Source organism: Paraburkholderia megapolitana, from assembly GCF_007556815.1.
GTDB classification, from domain to species: Bacteria; Pseudomonadota; Gammaproteobacteria; order Burkholderiales; family Burkholderiaceae; genus Paraburkholderia; species Paraburkholderia megapolitana.
Genome location: NZ_CP041743.1, coordinates 1,567,238 through 1,581,121, shown reverse-complemented (window position 1 = coordinate 1,581,121; position 13,884 = coordinate 1,567,238). Strand labels below are relative to the sequence as shown.

Here is a 13,884-nt window from a genome sequence, read left to right as displayed (position 1 = left end):
CATCGACACGCCGTGTGTCGATGCCCTGACGGATCTGCTCAAGCGAGTGCCGACATACGTGCGCGCACGGCGCCCTGATCGATACCAAGATGCCCAGCGAGCCAGTCGCAGATAAATTCCTGACCCAGCGTCGGATTGTCGATCTGACAATGCGCGGCGCCTGTTTCAGCAGGATCGAACAGCCTCAGTTCAGCATCGACGCCATTCGCTCTGGCGTAATCGTAGGTGTCGGTTGCTGTTTTCAGTCCGAGCCAGTCTTCCGTGCCCTGCAACACCAGATAAGGCATGTCGATCCGGTTGATCACCCCTTCTAACCGGAACGCTTTGGCCTTTTCGACGACCTCTTCAGCGGTCGCACAACCGAACACCCATTTCAGGTGTCGCCAGATCAACCGTTCCGGCGTCGCGAGCCAGCCCTCGAACAACGACGACATATCGAACATGACGGAATCGGACACCGTCGCGACGAGTCGCTTCTCAAACGACGCCGCACGCGCCGCGTACACACCGCCGACGCTCGCACCATACAGCGCGATTTTCGCGGGATCGACATCGGAGCGCGTCAGCAGATAGTCGATGCACGCGCCGACCGGCACGTGCGTATCCGGACGATTGACGATCTTCTGGCGTCGCAGCGTGCCACCCTGGCCCGGCATGTCCACGAGCAACAGCGACATGCCGCGCGTCAACGCATGCTTTGGCATCTCGTGCAGCAGTTCGTCCTTGTACTCGTCCAGCCCGCCAAACGCGATCACGACAGGCGAGCGAACGCTGCTGTCCGCGCATGGCAGAAAGTAGGCGTCGAGGTGCGCGCCGTTTTCGTACGGAATGGCCACGACCTCTCCGGCCGGATGCAGCCCGGCCAGATAGCGATGCGAGCAACGTTCGACGCTGTCGAACGTGTCGACGCGGCGCGGATCGTCGTGCGCCAGGTAGAACTCGGACGACCGGTAGTAGTTCGACGCGCGTAGCCAGTTGCTCGAAGCCGTCCGAAAGCGTCCACGCGCGAACGCCTCTTCGGCGCGCCACTCGCTTTTCTGCGCGAACACCTGCCACTCGCGATACCAGCTCTCGGTGTCGCCAGGCGTCATGCGCGACGCCGCTGCGAAGCACTCGCTGATCAGGCTCGCCCCCTCCTGCGCGCCGCCGAGCGTCCGCGCGAACTGGAAACTCAGTTCAGGCTCGCCGGGCCACTGGACCCAACCTTCCTTCTGATAACGACCGGATGAAGCTTGCGATGGTGTCGACATGAGACCCTTCCATTTACATATATGTAAAAATACGGACGTGCGAAGACCCAACCAGTGCGAAGGTTGTGGTCATGAACGGCGCCCGAGCTCGAGCAGTCAATCTGCTCCTGCCGGCCAGTCTAGCCAACTTCTCGCACCTTTGCATGTAATTCACAATTTCTCTTATATACACTTGTTTTAAAACGGAATTATTGTTACATATACGTAAATTAAAAGTGCCTTGGCAGCCTGATCGAGCCACCATGCAAGGAAGCCCCCGATGAACAGAAAGTCACGTGCCACATCGATTCTTGCGGCCCTTCCCGCCCAGGTGGTGAAAAAACCGTCGTCGCGCATTCCGCCGGAAGCCATCGGCCAACGCCTGCGGCATTTGCGCAAATCCAGAGATCTCTCGCTCTCCGATGCCTCTCGCCTGACGGGCGTGCCGGAAGCCACGCTGTCGCGCATCGAAACGAGCAAGATGTCGCCGACGTTTGGAATGCTCTACAAGATCGTCGAAGGGCTTGGCTTCGACTGGCAGGACATGCTCGCTGCACCGTCGAAAGCGCCGTCGGCGGTTAGTGTGTCGCGCCTCGACGAGATTGCGTTCACGCGTCTCGCCGATATTCCCTACAGCTACGCACTGCTGCATCGGGGGAATACCGGAGGGCTCACGCCGCTGCGAATGCGCGTCCACGCGACGAGCGTCGAGGAAGCCGGTGGACTTGCCGGACATACCGGCTTGGAATTCTGCTACGTGCTCTCGGGCACGCTGACGTTGAGCTTCGACGGCAAAGAACCGGCCACGCTGGTGGCCGGCGAAAGCGCGCTGTTCAGCAGCGCTACACCGCATGCGTACACGACGTCGCAGCCCGACGACACGGAGATTCTCATCGTGCTGACGAATCGGGATTCCACGGTTCGTTTCTGATTTCCTGTGTCGATCGCGAGGGCACGCACCCATCCGGAATCCCGATCATGTCGTTTGCCGGACGCTGCCGGTCGCACGAAGTATCCAGCGCGGCGCGAAATGCGACACCCAGCCCGCAGCCGATCCGATTGCGCCGGCGGCCGCCAGTTGCACCACGTTCTCGATCGACGGCGCGAGCTCCGACGCAAACCAGGTGACGAGACCGAGGAAGTAGGCGAGCAGGTTGTTCATCACCGGCATGCCGCGAATCCCGACGACAACGATCGCCACCGCGAACACGACGATCGGCAACGCCACACCGACACCCAGCGCCGGCGCCAGCATGCCGATGCCCGTGGCAGCCAGGGTACCGATCGATATGCCCAGCCAGACACAGCCCAGGTTTTCGACCGTGGACCGGGTGGTCAACCCGCGCGAGAAAAATGCGATCCAGCCCATGAACATGGCCCAGACGGGTAGCGACAGCGCGAGGGCCGTAGCGGAGGCGATAGCAGCCGAGACAGCAGCGACTACGGTAATCAGGACGTAGCCCTGACGGGAAGTACGAGGGTGGTTCATAAGAGGCTCCGGTGAATGATGGAAGGCCGACGTCCGCAATCGGCTAAACGACGGTGAAAGCATTTTGTACGATTCATTTTCTACAATCATCGGCCAAATATTGCTTTTACTATTCCATTTACATTAACAAACAGCTGCTATTTCGAAGCTCCGACACGCACCCGAGGCGTGCAGTCGCGCACCGATTGAACGCGATACAAGCTTCATCCGCGTGCAACGCACTCCATACGATGACCGATCGCTACGCCATATCGCGCATGGCACGCTTATCGCTTGAACGCAGCGCAGGAGCCGGTAGCAGCATCCGGTTTAGTAGTCACAATCTGGCAATGGACGACTAGGGTTCCGGTTCGCATCGAGGTCATCGACATGACCGCCTGCGAATGCTGGTCCGAGAGTTGTCGACCTCAGGCGAGGTTACACGGCGGGATAAAAGCCCGGGAGAGAACGCGATGCGTCGCGCCGCTCCTGCCGTCGATAACCGCCCCTGCGAGGTCAACCTCATGCGCAAGCTCCGCCTGTTTGCTGTCGCCGCCTTACTCTGCGTTCTCTCTCTTTCCGCCGCCACTCCGTCGTTCGCCGCTGGACGCAAGGACTTCAAGGTCTGCTGGACCATCTACGCCGGCTGGATGCCGTGGGGTTATGCCAAGACCCAGGGCATCGTGTCGAAGTGGGCGAAGAAGTACGGCATCACCGTCGATGTCGTTCAGCTGAACGACTACATCGAATCGATCAACCAGTACACCGCCGGCAAGTTCGACGGCTGCGCGATGACCAACATGGACGCGCTGACCATTCCGGCAACCGGTGGCGTCGACACGACGGCGCTGATCGTCAGCGACTATTCGAACGGCAACGACGGCGTGCTCATCAAGGGCAACGGCAAGAAACTCACTGACCTGAAAGGCCAGTCGATCAATCTCGTCGAGCTGTCGGTCTCGCACTACCTGCTCGCACGCGGCCTTGAAACCGTCGGCATGAGCGAGCGCGACATCAAGGTGGTCAACACGTCCGACGCCGATATCTCCGCGGCGTTCGCTACGCCATCCGTTCACAACGCGGTGACGTGGAACCCGATGCTCGCGCAATTGAAGGCGCAACCCAACGTCACTGAAGTGTTCGATTCGAGCCGCATTCCCGGCGAGATCATGGACATGATGGCCGTCAACACGAAGACGCTGCAGGACAACCCCGCGCTTGGCAAAGCGCTCACGGGTGCCTGGTTCGAGATGATGCAACTGATGCACAGCGACAGCGCCGACAGCCGCGCAGCGTTGACCTCGATGGCGAAAGCGTCGGGCACCGATCTCGCGGGCTACAAGGCGCAACTCTCGACCACCGCGCTCTTCTACACGCCGCAACAGGCACTCGATTTCGCGACCAGCCCGAACCTGCCGAAGATCATGACGCGCGTCGCGCAGTTCTCTTTCGATCATGGCCTGCTCGGCCAGGGCGCGGCGGATGCCGGCGCGGTCGGCATGGCGTTCGACAAGGGCGTCGTGATCGGCAGTAAGGGCAATGTGAAGCTGCGCTTCGATCCGGCCTATGTGCGCATGGCCGCGGAAGGCAAGCTCTAGCAGCCGCCCGACCTGACCCAACTGCAATCCGTTCCAAGGAAAGTCCCATGCGACTCATCAACCGACACCCCAGCCGCAGCGGCGCGCTGATGCTGCTGTTGTTGCCGTTCGTGCTGCTGATCGCGGTGTACTTCACCGGTTCGGCATTGCGGCTGCAGGCCAACCCCGACGACAAGCTGTTGCCGGGCGCCACGCAGATGGGCACGGCGATACACGAGTTCGCGTTCACCGAGGACAAGCGTACCGGTGAGTACCTGCTCTGGCAGGACACCGCGTCGAGCATGCGGCGACTCGCGATCGGTCTCGTCGCGAGCGCGGCACTCGCACTCGTGTTCGGCATCTTTACCGGCACGCTGCCGCTCGCTGGCGCGACGCTCACGCCGTTCATCACTGTGATCTCGATGATTCCGCCGCTCGCTGTACTACCGATCCTGTTCATCGTGTTCGGTCTCGACGAGCTGTCGAAGGTCGTGCTGATCGTGATCGGCATCACACCGATGATGATTCGCGATCTCCAGCAGCGCACGCGCGAAATCCCTGAAGAGTTATGGGTGAAAGCGCAGACACTCGGCGCAACTAGCTGGACGCTGATCCTGCGCGTGATCGTGCCGCAATTGCTGCCGCGGCTCCTGGTCGCGGTGCGGCTTGCGTTGTGCTCAGCGTGGCTCTTTCTGATCGCCGCCGAAGCGATTGCGTCGACCGATGGCCTCGGCTACCGCATCTTCCTCGTGCGTCGCTACCTCGCGATGGATGTGATCCTGCCGTACGTCATGTGGATCACGCTGCTCGCGTGGCTGATCGACGAAGCGTTGCGCCGCGTCACGCAATGGGCGTTCCCCTGGTACGGCGAGGCCCGCTGATGATCGAAATCCGCAACGTCTGGAAAGAGTACGGCGACCAGGTCGTGCTTGAACGTGTGAACCTGCGTATCGAGGACGGCGAGTTCTGCTCGATGGTCGGTGCGTCGGGCTGCGGCAAATCGACCTTCCTGCGACTGCTGCTCGGTCAGGAACGGCCTACGCGCGGCACCATCCTGCTAGATGGCGCACCGTTGCCGGCGGAGCCCGACGCGCATCGCGGCGTCGTGTTTCAGCGCTACTCGGTGTTTCCACACCTGAGCGTGCTGCGCAACGTGCTGCTCGGTCTCGAACTGCCGCACGCGCGTTTCACCGGGAGACTGTTCGGCTCACGCCGATTGATCGCGCGCGACGAGGCTGTCGCAATGCTCACGCGCGTCGGTCTCGTTGATGCACTCGACAAATATCCGCATCAGTTGTCGGGCGGTATGCAGCAGCGCCTCGCACTCGCCCAGGCACTCGTGATGAAACCACGTGTGCTGTTACTCGACGAACCGTTCGGCGCGCTCGATCCAGGCATCCGCCGCGACATGCACGAACTGTTGCTGAAGCTGTGGCACGAAACCGGTCTGACAATCTTCATGGTCACACACGACCTGAAGGAAGGCTTCACGCTCGGCAGCCGGATGCTCGTCTTCGACAAGGTGCGCGTCGATCCGCAGGCGCCCGGCGCCTATGGCGCGCGCATCACCTACAACATTCCGTTAGAGCGCAACCGCGACGCGCAGCACGGCTCTGCCGCAGCGATGCCGCACGCCCTTGCGCTCTGACAGATTCACTCAAGAACCCGACATGAATGACATGAACACCTCTCCCATATTGCTCGAAGAGACCTTGCCTGGCGGCGGTCACACTTCGCTGATCGTCAAACGCGGACAACTACTGCGTATCACCGATCTGCGTGGCGGCGCAAACGTCAGCCTGCTGCTCTTCAACGCAGTGGAAAAAAGCGAACGCCTGAACCTCCCCGACACGCTCAAATGTCAGCACACGGCCAAACTCACGCAAGGCCATTGCCTGTACTCAGACATGGGCCGTGTACTCGCGGCGATCGTCGCCGATACCTGCGGCTGGCACGACAGTCTGGGCGGTGTCTCGGATGCGCGCGAAGTACACGAGCGCTATGGCACGGGTCGCTATCAGGAGTTGCGCAACGCGTTCTTTCGCAACGGCACCGATAACCTGCTCGTCGAACTCGGCAAATGGGGACTCGGCCTCGCCGATCTGTTGATGACGCTAAACCTGTTCAGCCGCGTCGATGCAAGTGAAACCGGTACGCTTAACTTCGTGCCCGGCAATTCGCACGCGGGCGACCATGTCGATCTGTATGCGCCTATGAACACGCTGGTCGTACTTACCGCGATCCAGCATCCGCTCGATCCTCATCCCGAGTACGCACCCAGGCCAGTCAAGCTGACGCTCGTCGCAGCGGACCCACAGGTCGCGGACATCTGCCGGACCTCGTGCGACGAGAACGCACGCGGCTTTGCCAACACCGAGCGGTTCTTTCTTTAAGCGGAGCGCGCCATGACGACCACCACCCTGCTTACCGCCAGCCCGCGCAACCCCGCGGATGCCGTGTATCGCGAAGTCCTCGCCGCCGGCGAGCCGTGGCTGAAGGAACTGAAGGCCGGTCAGACGCTGCGCATTCATGACCTCGAAGGCAATCAGGCTGTCGATACGCTGTTCTACAGCGCCACCGATCCGCGTGAGCGCTACGATCCGCAGCGCACGTTGCGCCGCCAGCAGAGCCTCTATCTGACCACCGGCACCGTGCTGTATTCGAATCTCGGCAATCCGCTGCTGACCATCGTCGCGGATACCTGCGGGCGGCACGACACACTCGGTGGCGCATGTGCGCAGGAGAGCAACACCGTGCGCTATGCACTCGAGAAGCGCTACATGCACAGCTGCCGCGATAACTACCTGCGTGCGTGCGCACACGACGGCCGTCTGTCGAAGCGCGATCTCGGCGCGAACATCAATTTCTTCATGAACGTCCCCGTCACCGCGACCGGCGGCCTCACGTTCGAGGACGGCATCTCCGCGCCCGGCAAATACGTCGAGCTGCGCGCGGAGCAGGACGTGATCGTGCTGATCTCGAACTGCCCGCAATTGAACAACCCGTGCAACGCCTATAACCCCACGCCCGCGGAGCTGTTGATATGGAATTGAAGACCTTGCGCCTCTGGCTCTTCGAGATGCTGCGCGTGCGTGCGGAGCGTTATGGGCTTGTGCGGCGCGGACCGCGTGAGCCGCATGTGCCGCCGCGACGCTGAACTGCTGCACTAGCTTCCGGATACGTGCCGCGGACGACCGCGGCTCGCAACCCCACGTGGCGGGACGGCCCGCCCACGCATTGAACACTCTCTCATGTTCGATACCGTTCTCATCGCTAACCGCGGCGCGATTGCTTGCCGCATCCTGCGCACACTGCGCGAACTCGACGTTACAGGCGTCGCTGTCTATAGCGAAGCCGACCGCGCAAGCCGTCACGTGAGTCTCGCCGATTCGGCTCACAGCCTCGGAGACGGCGCGGCCAGCGTCACCTATCTCGACGTCGAACGCATCCTGCAAATTGCACGTGCCGAACGCGTGCAGGCCATTCATCCCGGCTACGGCTTCCTGTCGGAAAACGCGGCGTTCGCGCAAGCGTGCGAAGCGGCCGGTATCGCGTTCATCGGGCCGACGCCCGAACAGCTTCGCGCGTTCGGTCTGAAGCACACCGCGCGCGCGATCGCTGCCGCCGAGCAGATTCCGATGCTCGAAGGCACGGGTCTGCTCGACGATCTCGACGCAGCCCTGACCGCGGCAGCACGCATCGGTTTTCCGGTCATGCTGAAGAGCACGGCGGGCGGCGGCGGTATCGGTATGCGCGTATGCCGGTCGGCGGAAGAACTCGCCGCGCAGTTCGACGTCGTCAAGCGACTCGGGCAGAACAACTTCAGCGACGCAGGCGTGTTCATCGAGAAATACATCGAGAAGGCCCGGCACCTCGAAGTGCAGATCTTCGGCGACGGCAAAGGCGCCGCGCTCGCGCTTGGCGTGCGCGACTGCTCGGTGCAGCGGCGCAACCAGAAGGTGCTCGAAGAAACACCTGCGCCGAATCTCCCTGACGCTATTGCCGACGCGCTATGTGCCGCTGCAATCCGTCTGGCGCAGGCGGTCAACTATCGCTCGGCCGGTACCGTCGAGTTCGTCTACGACAGCGACGCCGCGCGCTTCTATTTTCTCGAAGTGAACACGCGTCTGCAGGTCGAGCACGGTGTAACCGAACAGGTGTGGGGCGTCGACCTCGTGCGCTGGATGATCGAACTCGCGGCGGGCACGCTTGCGCCGCTTGATGAACTCGCAAAGCATCTGCGCCCGTCGGGCCACGCAATCCAGGCCCGGCTTTACGCGGAAGATCCGGGCCGCGATTTCAAGCCGTGCCCGGGTTTGCTTACCGAGGTCTCGTTCCCTTCCGCCGATGGCCGCGCGTTGCGTATCGACACGTGGATCGAAGCGGGCTGCGAGGTGCCGCCGTGGTTCGATCCGATGCTCGCGAAGTTGATTGCGTGGTCGCCGACTCGCGACGATGCGCGTGCTGCGCTGGATGACGCACTTGACGCTACACGCATCTATGGTGTCGAGACGAATCGCGCCTACTTGCGGCAGATTCTCGCCGACACGCCATTCGCGAGCGGTGCACCGTGGACCCGTTGTCTCGAAGGCTTGCGCTATCGGGCCACAACTGTCGAGGTACTTACTGGCGGTACGCAGACGACGGTGCAGGACCACCCAGGCCGGCTCGGCTACTGGGCGGTCGGCATCCCACCGTCGGGTCCGATGGACGATCGTTCGCTGCGCCTCGGCAACCGGCTGCTCGACAACGACAGCGATGCGGCCGCGCTCGAAATCACGATGAGCGGACCGACGCTGCGCTTTAACACCGACGCAGTCATCGCCGTGACCGGCGCCGCGCTCGCCGTGACACTCGACGACGTCGCACAACCGATGCACACCGCGCTCTTCGTCGCCGCCGGTTCGACACTGGCGCTCGGCGCGATCCGCGGTGCGGGCGCGCGAGCTTACCTGTGCGTGCGCGGCGGTCTCGACGTCGCGCGCTATCTCGGCAGCCGCAGCACGTTCACGCTCGGTCAGTTTGGTGGTCACGGCGGTCGGGCACTGCGCGCGGGCGATGTGCTGCATCTTCAGTCGCTCGCGGACCGCAGCACGGGTGCGGCACTGCCTCACGCGCTTACACCGCGACTCGAAGAGGTGCGCACTGTACGCGTGATCTACGGACCACACGGCGCCCCCGAATACTTCAGCGCGCGATACATCGAGCAGTTCCTCGCCACCGAATGGGAAATCCATTTCAATTCGAGCCGCACCGGCGTGCGATTGATCGGCCCGAAACCCGAATGGACCCGCGCGGACGGTGGCGAAGCCGGACTGCATCCGTCGAACATTCACGACAATCCGTATGCGGTCGGCGCGATCGATTTCACCGGCGACATGCCCGTGATCCTCGGTCCGGACGGCCCGAGCCTGGGCGGCTTCGTGTGCCCGGTGACGATCATCGAAGCCGACCTGTGGCAGATCGGCCAGTTGAAGGCCGGCGACAAGGTGCGCTTCGTGCCTGTCGATATCGCCGCGGCACGCGAGGCAGCACTAGCCCGCGCGCGCGAAGTGGCACAGCTCGACGCACAGGCATACACGTACGTATCTGAGCCTCCGCTGCTAGCGATAGCTTCCGGCAACCGGGCGCAGTCGGTCTCATCTCTCGCATCGCCGATCGTGCTCGACATCGGCCACGCAGACGAACGCCTCGTCGCGCGGCTGTCGGGCGACACGCATCTGTTGCTTGAAATCGGGCCCGCGGAACTCGACATCGCACTACGTTTTCGCGGCCACGCGCTGATGCAGGCACTCGAAGCGCTCGCCTTGCCGGGCGTGATCGATCTCACACCCGGCATCCGTTCATTGCAGGTTCACTACCAGCCGGAACAGCTTCCACTCGCGACGTTGCTCGTGCAAATAGAAGCACATTGGCAAGCAGTGCTGCAGCAACGCGATCTGCGTGTGCCGTCGCGAATCGTGCATCTGCCGCTGTCGTGGGACGACCCGGCCTGCCGTCTCGCGATCGACAAATACATGACCACCGTGCGCCCCGATGCGCCGTGGTGTCCGAGCAATCTCGAGTTCATCCGCCGGATCAACGATCTCGAATCGCTCGAAGCGGTGAAGCAGATCGTCTTCGATGCGCATTACCTGGTGATGGGGCTCGGCGATGTCTATCTCGGGGCGCCGGTCGCCACGCCGCTCGATCCGCGGCATCGCCTCGTCACGACGAAGTACAACCCGGCGCGCACATGGACTGCGGAGAATTCGGTGGGCATCGGCGGTGCATATCTGTGTGTGTACGGTATGGAAGGGCCTGGCGGCTACCAGTTCGTCGGCCGCACGCTGCAGATGTGGAACCGCTATCGCGAGATCGCGGATTTCGCGGGACGTCCGTACCTGCTGCGCTTTTTCGATCAGATCCGTTTCTACGAAGTCTCCGCCGACGAGCTACTGCGCATTCGCGCGGATTTTCCGCTCGGTCGTTATCCATTGAAAATCGAAACGGCCGAATTATCGCTTGCCGACTATCAGGCGTTTCTCGCGCGCGAAGCCGAGGGCATTGCGCGGTTCCGCACGCGTCAGCAGGCCGCGTTCGAAGCTGAACGTCAGCGCTGGCATGAAGCGGATGTTAGCGGCGCTACAACGGAAGCGTCGGAAGCGATCACTGTGGAGGTCGGCGATGCGCCGTTGCGTGACGACCAGATTGCCGTCGACAGCGAGATCGCCGGCAACCTGTGGCAGGTGCACGTGGCACCCGGCGCGACGGTCGCAGTGGGCGATGTACTGCTCGTGATCGAATCGATGAAGATGGAGATTTCCGTGGTTGCGCCGTGCGCGGGCACGATAGGCGAAATCCACGTTGCGCCCGGTTCACCGGTGCGGGCTGGACAGCGTGTGGTTGTGATCGACACGGTGTGACCTGCTTTTGTTCGGCTGCGACAGCAGCCGAACACCCACGCCCTGCGAACCGCCGACGGCTATCCCCCGCGCCGGTTCCGCCGAATCTGATCGAACAACACAGCCAGCAACAGGATGCCACCACGAATCAGATACTGATAGAACGTCGGCACGTTCAGCAGACTCATCGCGTCCTGCACGGAGCCCATAATCAGCACACCGACGATCACACCGGAAATCGTCGCCACCCCGCCCGTCAACGACACGCCACCGAGTACGCACGCGGAGATCACACCGAGTTCGAGCCCGACCGATGTCTTCGGATCGCCGAGACTCATCCGCGACGCGAGCATCACACCCGCAAACCCGGTGACGAGACCCTGCAGCACGAACACCGTGATCTTGATTCGTCGCACCGGTAGCCCCGCCAGCAGCGCGGCTTCGCTGTTGCCGCCCACCGCCAGCACGTTCTTGCCGAACACCGTCCGGTTCAGGATAAAACCGAACACGACGAAACCAATCACATTGCTCCAGATCGGATACGACACGCCGAGAAACGAGCCGCCGCCCAGATCGAAGAAGCGCTCTTCCGAAATCATCACCGCGTCGCCGTTCGACGTGATGAACGCGAGACCGCGCACGACTTCCATCATCGCGAGTGTCACGATCAGCGAATTGATCCGGTAACCCGCCACGAGCACACCGTTGACGAGTCCAACCGCGCCGCCCACCAGCACACCCACGGTCACGCCGAGCAGCACACTATGCGTCGCGGTGATCAGCGTCGACGCGACCACACCGGAAAACGCGACGATCGACGCCACCGACAGATCCACCTCGCCCAGCGCGAGCACGAACATCATCGTGACGGAGATCGAGCCGATCAACGTGACCGACAGCAGCAGTCCCTGAATGTTGCGCGCGCTGATGAAGTCCGGCACGGTGAACGACAGCACCGCAAACAGGATGATGAACACCATCACGATGCCCGACCGGTTAAGCAGATTTCCTATTCGTGTGGTGCGTGTCATCGATGCGCTGCTGCTCGTTGTAGTGGGAACGTCGCTGTCCCGGCCTGTCGATTGTGTTTGCATGTTTCCGCTTCCTGTTGCTCGATTACGGTCGCGCGCACGGTCAGCGCGGCAGCGCGAGCTTGATCAATGCATCGGGCGTGGCCTGCGCACGCGTCAAATCACCGACGATGCGGCCTTCGCGCATCACCAGTACCCGGTCGGCTACGCCGATTACCTCCGCCATATCGCTCGATACCACGAGTACTGTGCGGCCTTCATCGGCGAGACCGTAGAGCAGGCCATAAATCTCGCTGCGCGCACCGACGTCGATACCGCGTGTGGGTTCGTCCATCAGAAACACGTCGATCTCTTCGGCGAGCCAGCGCGACAGGATCACCTTCTGCTGGTTGCCGCCGGACAACGTGCCGATCTGTGTATTGCCATCGCGCGTCTTGATGGCGAGGCGGTTTACGTACTGCGACGTGACGCGCGCTTCGCGGCGCTGGTTCAGGATATTGAAACGACTGAAGTGACGCCGGCAGCTCAGATTCAGATTGTCCGAAACCGAAGCGATCGCGACGATCCCCTCCTGCTTGCGGTCTTCGGGACAGAGCGCGATGCCGGCGCGCACCGCATCACGCGGCGAACGAAAGCGGCGGCGTTCGCCCTTCAGCACGATCTCGCCGGCTGTCGGTTTGACCGCGCCATAGATCAGCTTCATCAACTCCGAGCGCCCCGCGCCGACGAGCCCAAAGAAGCCGACAATCTCCCCCTTACGCGCAGCGAACGACACGGGCTCCGCGAGGCCGGGGCCAAGCAATCCTGTCACTTCGATCTGCACTTCGCCGCTCGGACGCGGCCGGTAGCCGTACACGTCGTTGATGGAGCGACCGACCATGCAGCTGATCAGCCGGTCGCGGTCGAGGCCGCCGCGCGCTTCGAGCGTATCGATGCGGCGGCCGTCGCGAAACACCGTCACGCGATCGCACAGTTCGTAGACTTCCTCCATACGGTGCGTGACGTAGATAATCGCGTGCCCTTCCGCCTTCAATGCGCGAATGATCCGGAACAGTTGCACGGTTTCGCGCGACGACAACGAACTGGTGGGTTCATCGAAAGCGATCACGCGTGCGTTGCGCATCAACGCCTTGCCGATCTCGATCATCTGCCGCTGACCGATCGGCAGCTCGCGCACCTTGCGAGCCGGATCGATCTTCTCGCCGAGCTGTTCGAGTACCTCGATGGCGCGCTGTAGCATCGCTTTCGCGTCGAGCACCCCGAGGCGATGCGGCAACGCGCCCAGCAGCAGGTTCTCTGCAACCGTCAGTTCCGGCACCAGATGCAGTTCCTGATAGATGATCGCGATACCGGCATCGATTGCCTCGCGCGGCGACGTAAAACGTTGCTCGACACCGTTCAACACCAGCGTGCCTTCGTCTGGATGATTCACACCGGACAACACCTTCAGCAAGGTTGATTTACCGGCGCCGTTTTCGCCCATCAAGCCGTGTACTTCGCCGCCGTGTACGTCGAGCGATACCTTGTCGAGCGCCAGCACGCCGGGAAAACGCACCGTGATTCCGTCGAGCCGAATCGATAGGCGCTCGGTCTGCTCCAAGCCTGGCTGGGCGTTCATCTCTCACCTGTGAAATGCACGACACCTCGCGGTGCCATTCTCGCGATCGGGTTGGCGGACCTGCACGTGTCCGCCTT

Annotated in this window: 11 protein-coding genes and 1 riboswitch; of the genes, 7 read left to right on the top strand and 4 right to left on the bottom strand. The window is 62.3% G+C overall.

Going from position 1 to position 13,884, the window contains the following annotated elements; translation table 11 throughout:
- Positions 1 to 38: 38 nt before the first annotated feature.
- The gene (locus FNZ07_RS06650) at positions 39 to 1,250 is read right to left on the bottom strand and encodes an alpha/beta hydrolase family protein (protein WP_091012742.1); all 1,212 of its coding nucleotides are present in this window, start codon (positions 1,248 to 1,250) and stop codon (positions 39 to 41) included.
- A gap of 259 nt (positions 1,251 to 1,509) precedes the next feature.
- Here FNZ07_RS06650 and FNZ07_RS06645 point away from each other — a divergent pair, with 259 nt between their 5' ends.
- Entirely contained in the window at positions 1,510 to 2,160 is a 651-nt protein-coding gene (locus tag FNZ07_RS06645; RefSeq protein ID WP_091012740.1) for a helix-turn-helix domain-containing protein, read from the top strand.
- A 45-nt stretch (positions 2,161 to 2,205) separates the two neighbouring features.
- Here FNZ07_RS06645 and FNZ07_RS06640 read toward each other — a convergent pair whose 3' ends face one another.
- Positions 2,206 to 2,718 carry a DUF1097 domain-containing protein gene (locus FNZ07_RS06640; protein WP_091012738.1) on the bottom strand — a complete coding sequence of 171 codons (513 nt, stop codon included), beginning with the start codon at positions 2,716 to 2,718 and terminating at the stop codon, positions 2,206 to 2,208.
- A gap of 326 nt (positions 2,719 to 3,044) precedes the next feature.
- Positions 3,045 to 3,164, top strand: a riboswitch (guanidine-I (ykkC/yxkD leader).
- A 57-nt stretch (positions 3,165 to 3,221) separates the two neighbouring features.
- On the opposite strand from FNZ07_RS06640, the gene FNZ07_RS06635 reads away from it, so the two are divergent.
- The 6 genes from FNZ07_RS06635 (at position 3,222) to uca (ending at position 11,179) form a co-directional block, all read left to right on the top strand.
- Positions 3,222 to 4,295: a putative urea ABC transporter substrate-binding protein gene (locus FNZ07_RS06635; RefSeq protein ID WP_170275675.1), complete on the top strand. Its 1,074-nt coding sequence runs from the start codon at positions 3,222 to 3,224 to the stop codon at positions 4,293 to 4,295.
- Between the two features lie 47 nt (positions 4,296 to 4,342).
- Positions 4,343 to 5,155 carry an ABC transporter permease gene (locus FNZ07_RS06630; RefSeq protein ID WP_091012732.1) on the top strand — a complete coding sequence of 271 codons (813 nt, stop codon included), beginning with the start codon at positions 4,343 to 4,345 and terminating at the stop codon, positions 5,153 to 5,155.
- The gene (locus tag FNZ07_RS06625) at positions 5,155 to 5,922 is read left to right on the top strand and encodes an ABC transporter ATP-binding protein (protein ID WP_091012731.1); all 768 of its coding nucleotides are present in this window, start codon (positions 5,155 to 5,157) and stop codon (positions 5,920 to 5,922) included. The genes FNZ07_RS06630 and FNZ07_RS06625 overlap by 1 nt, the downstream gene beginning before the upstream one ends.
- 31 nt (positions 5,923 to 5,953) lie before the next feature.
- On the top strand, positions 5,954 to 6,667 hold the full coding sequence (locus FNZ07_RS06620; protein ID WP_091012729.1) for an urea amidolyase associated protein UAAP1: 714 nt from the start codon (positions 5,954 to 5,956) through the stop codon (positions 6,665 to 6,667).
- A 12-nt stretch (positions 6,668 to 6,679) separates the two neighbouring features.
- The gene (locus FNZ07_RS06615; RefSeq protein ID WP_091012728.1) at positions 6,680 to 7,327 is read left to right on the top strand and encodes an urea amidolyase associated protein UAAP2; all 648 of its coding nucleotides are present in this window, start codon (positions 6,680 to 6,682) and stop codon (positions 7,325 to 7,327) included.
- 198 nt (positions 7,328 to 7,525) lie between these two features.
- The gene (uca, locus tag FNZ07_RS06610) at positions 7,526 to 11,179 is read left to right on the top strand and encodes an urea carboxylase (protein ID WP_091012726.1); all 3,654 of its coding nucleotides are present in this window, start codon (positions 7,526 to 7,528) and stop codon (positions 11,177 to 11,179) included.
- A 59-nt stretch (positions 11,180 to 11,238) separates the two neighbouring features.
- On the opposite strand, the gene araH is transcribed toward uca, so the two are convergent.
- Positions 11,239 to 12,189 carry an L-arabinose ABC transporter permease AraH gene (gene araH, locus FNZ07_RS06605; protein WP_245811494.1) on the bottom strand — a complete coding sequence of 317 codons (951 nt, stop codon included), beginning with the start codon at positions 12,187 to 12,189 and terminating at the stop codon, positions 11,239 to 11,241.
- Between the two features lie 103 nt (positions 12,190 to 12,292).
- On the bottom strand, positions 12,293 to 13,807 hold the full coding sequence (gene araG, locus FNZ07_RS06600) for an L-arabinose ABC transporter ATP-binding protein AraG (RefSeq protein WP_091012722.1): 1,515 nt from the start codon (positions 13,805 to 13,807) through the stop codon (positions 12,293 to 12,295).
- Between the last annotated feature and the right edge of the window lie 77 nt (positions 13,808 to 13,884).

Coding starts and splice junctions, on each gene's coding strand:
- FNZ07_RS06650 (WP_091012742.1), bottom strand. CDS start 1,250: ATGTCGACACCATCGCAAGCTTCATCCGGTCGTTATCAGAAGGAAGGT.
- FNZ07_RS06645 (WP_091012740.1), top strand. CDS start 1,510: ATGAACAGAAAGTCACGTGCCACATCGATTCTTGCGGCCCTTCCCGCC.
- FNZ07_RS06640 (WP_091012738.1), bottom strand. CDS start 2,718: ATGAACCACCCTCGTACTTCCCGTCAGGGCTACGTCCTGATTACCGTA.
- FNZ07_RS06635 (WP_170275675.1), top strand. CDS start 3,222: ATGCGCAAGCTCCGCCTGTTTGCTGTCGCCGCCTTACTCTGCGTTCTC.
- FNZ07_RS06630 (WP_091012732.1), top strand. CDS start 4,343: ATGCGACTCATCAACCGACACCCCAGCCGCAGCGGCGCGCTGATGCTG.
- FNZ07_RS06625 (WP_091012731.1), top strand. CDS start 5,155: ATGATCGAAATCCGCAACGTCTGGAAAGAGTACGGCGACCAGGTCGTG.
- FNZ07_RS06620 (WP_091012729.1), top strand. CDS start 5,954: ATGAACACCTCTCCCATATTGCTCGAAGAGACCTTGCCTGGCGGCGGT.
- FNZ07_RS06615 (WP_091012728.1), top strand. CDS start 6,680: ATGACGACCACCACCCTGCTTACCGCCAGCCCGCGCAACCCCGCGGAT.
- uca (WP_091012726.1), top strand. CDS start 7,526: ATGTTCGATACCGTTCTCATCGCTAACCGCGGCGCGATTGCTTGCCGC.
- araH (WP_245811494.1), bottom strand. CDS start 12,189: ATGACACGCACCACACGAATAGGAAATCTGCTTAACCGGTCGGGCATC.
- araG (WP_091012722.1), bottom strand. CDS start 13,807: ATGAACGCCCAGCCAGGCTTGGAGCAGACCGAGCGCCTATCGATTCGG.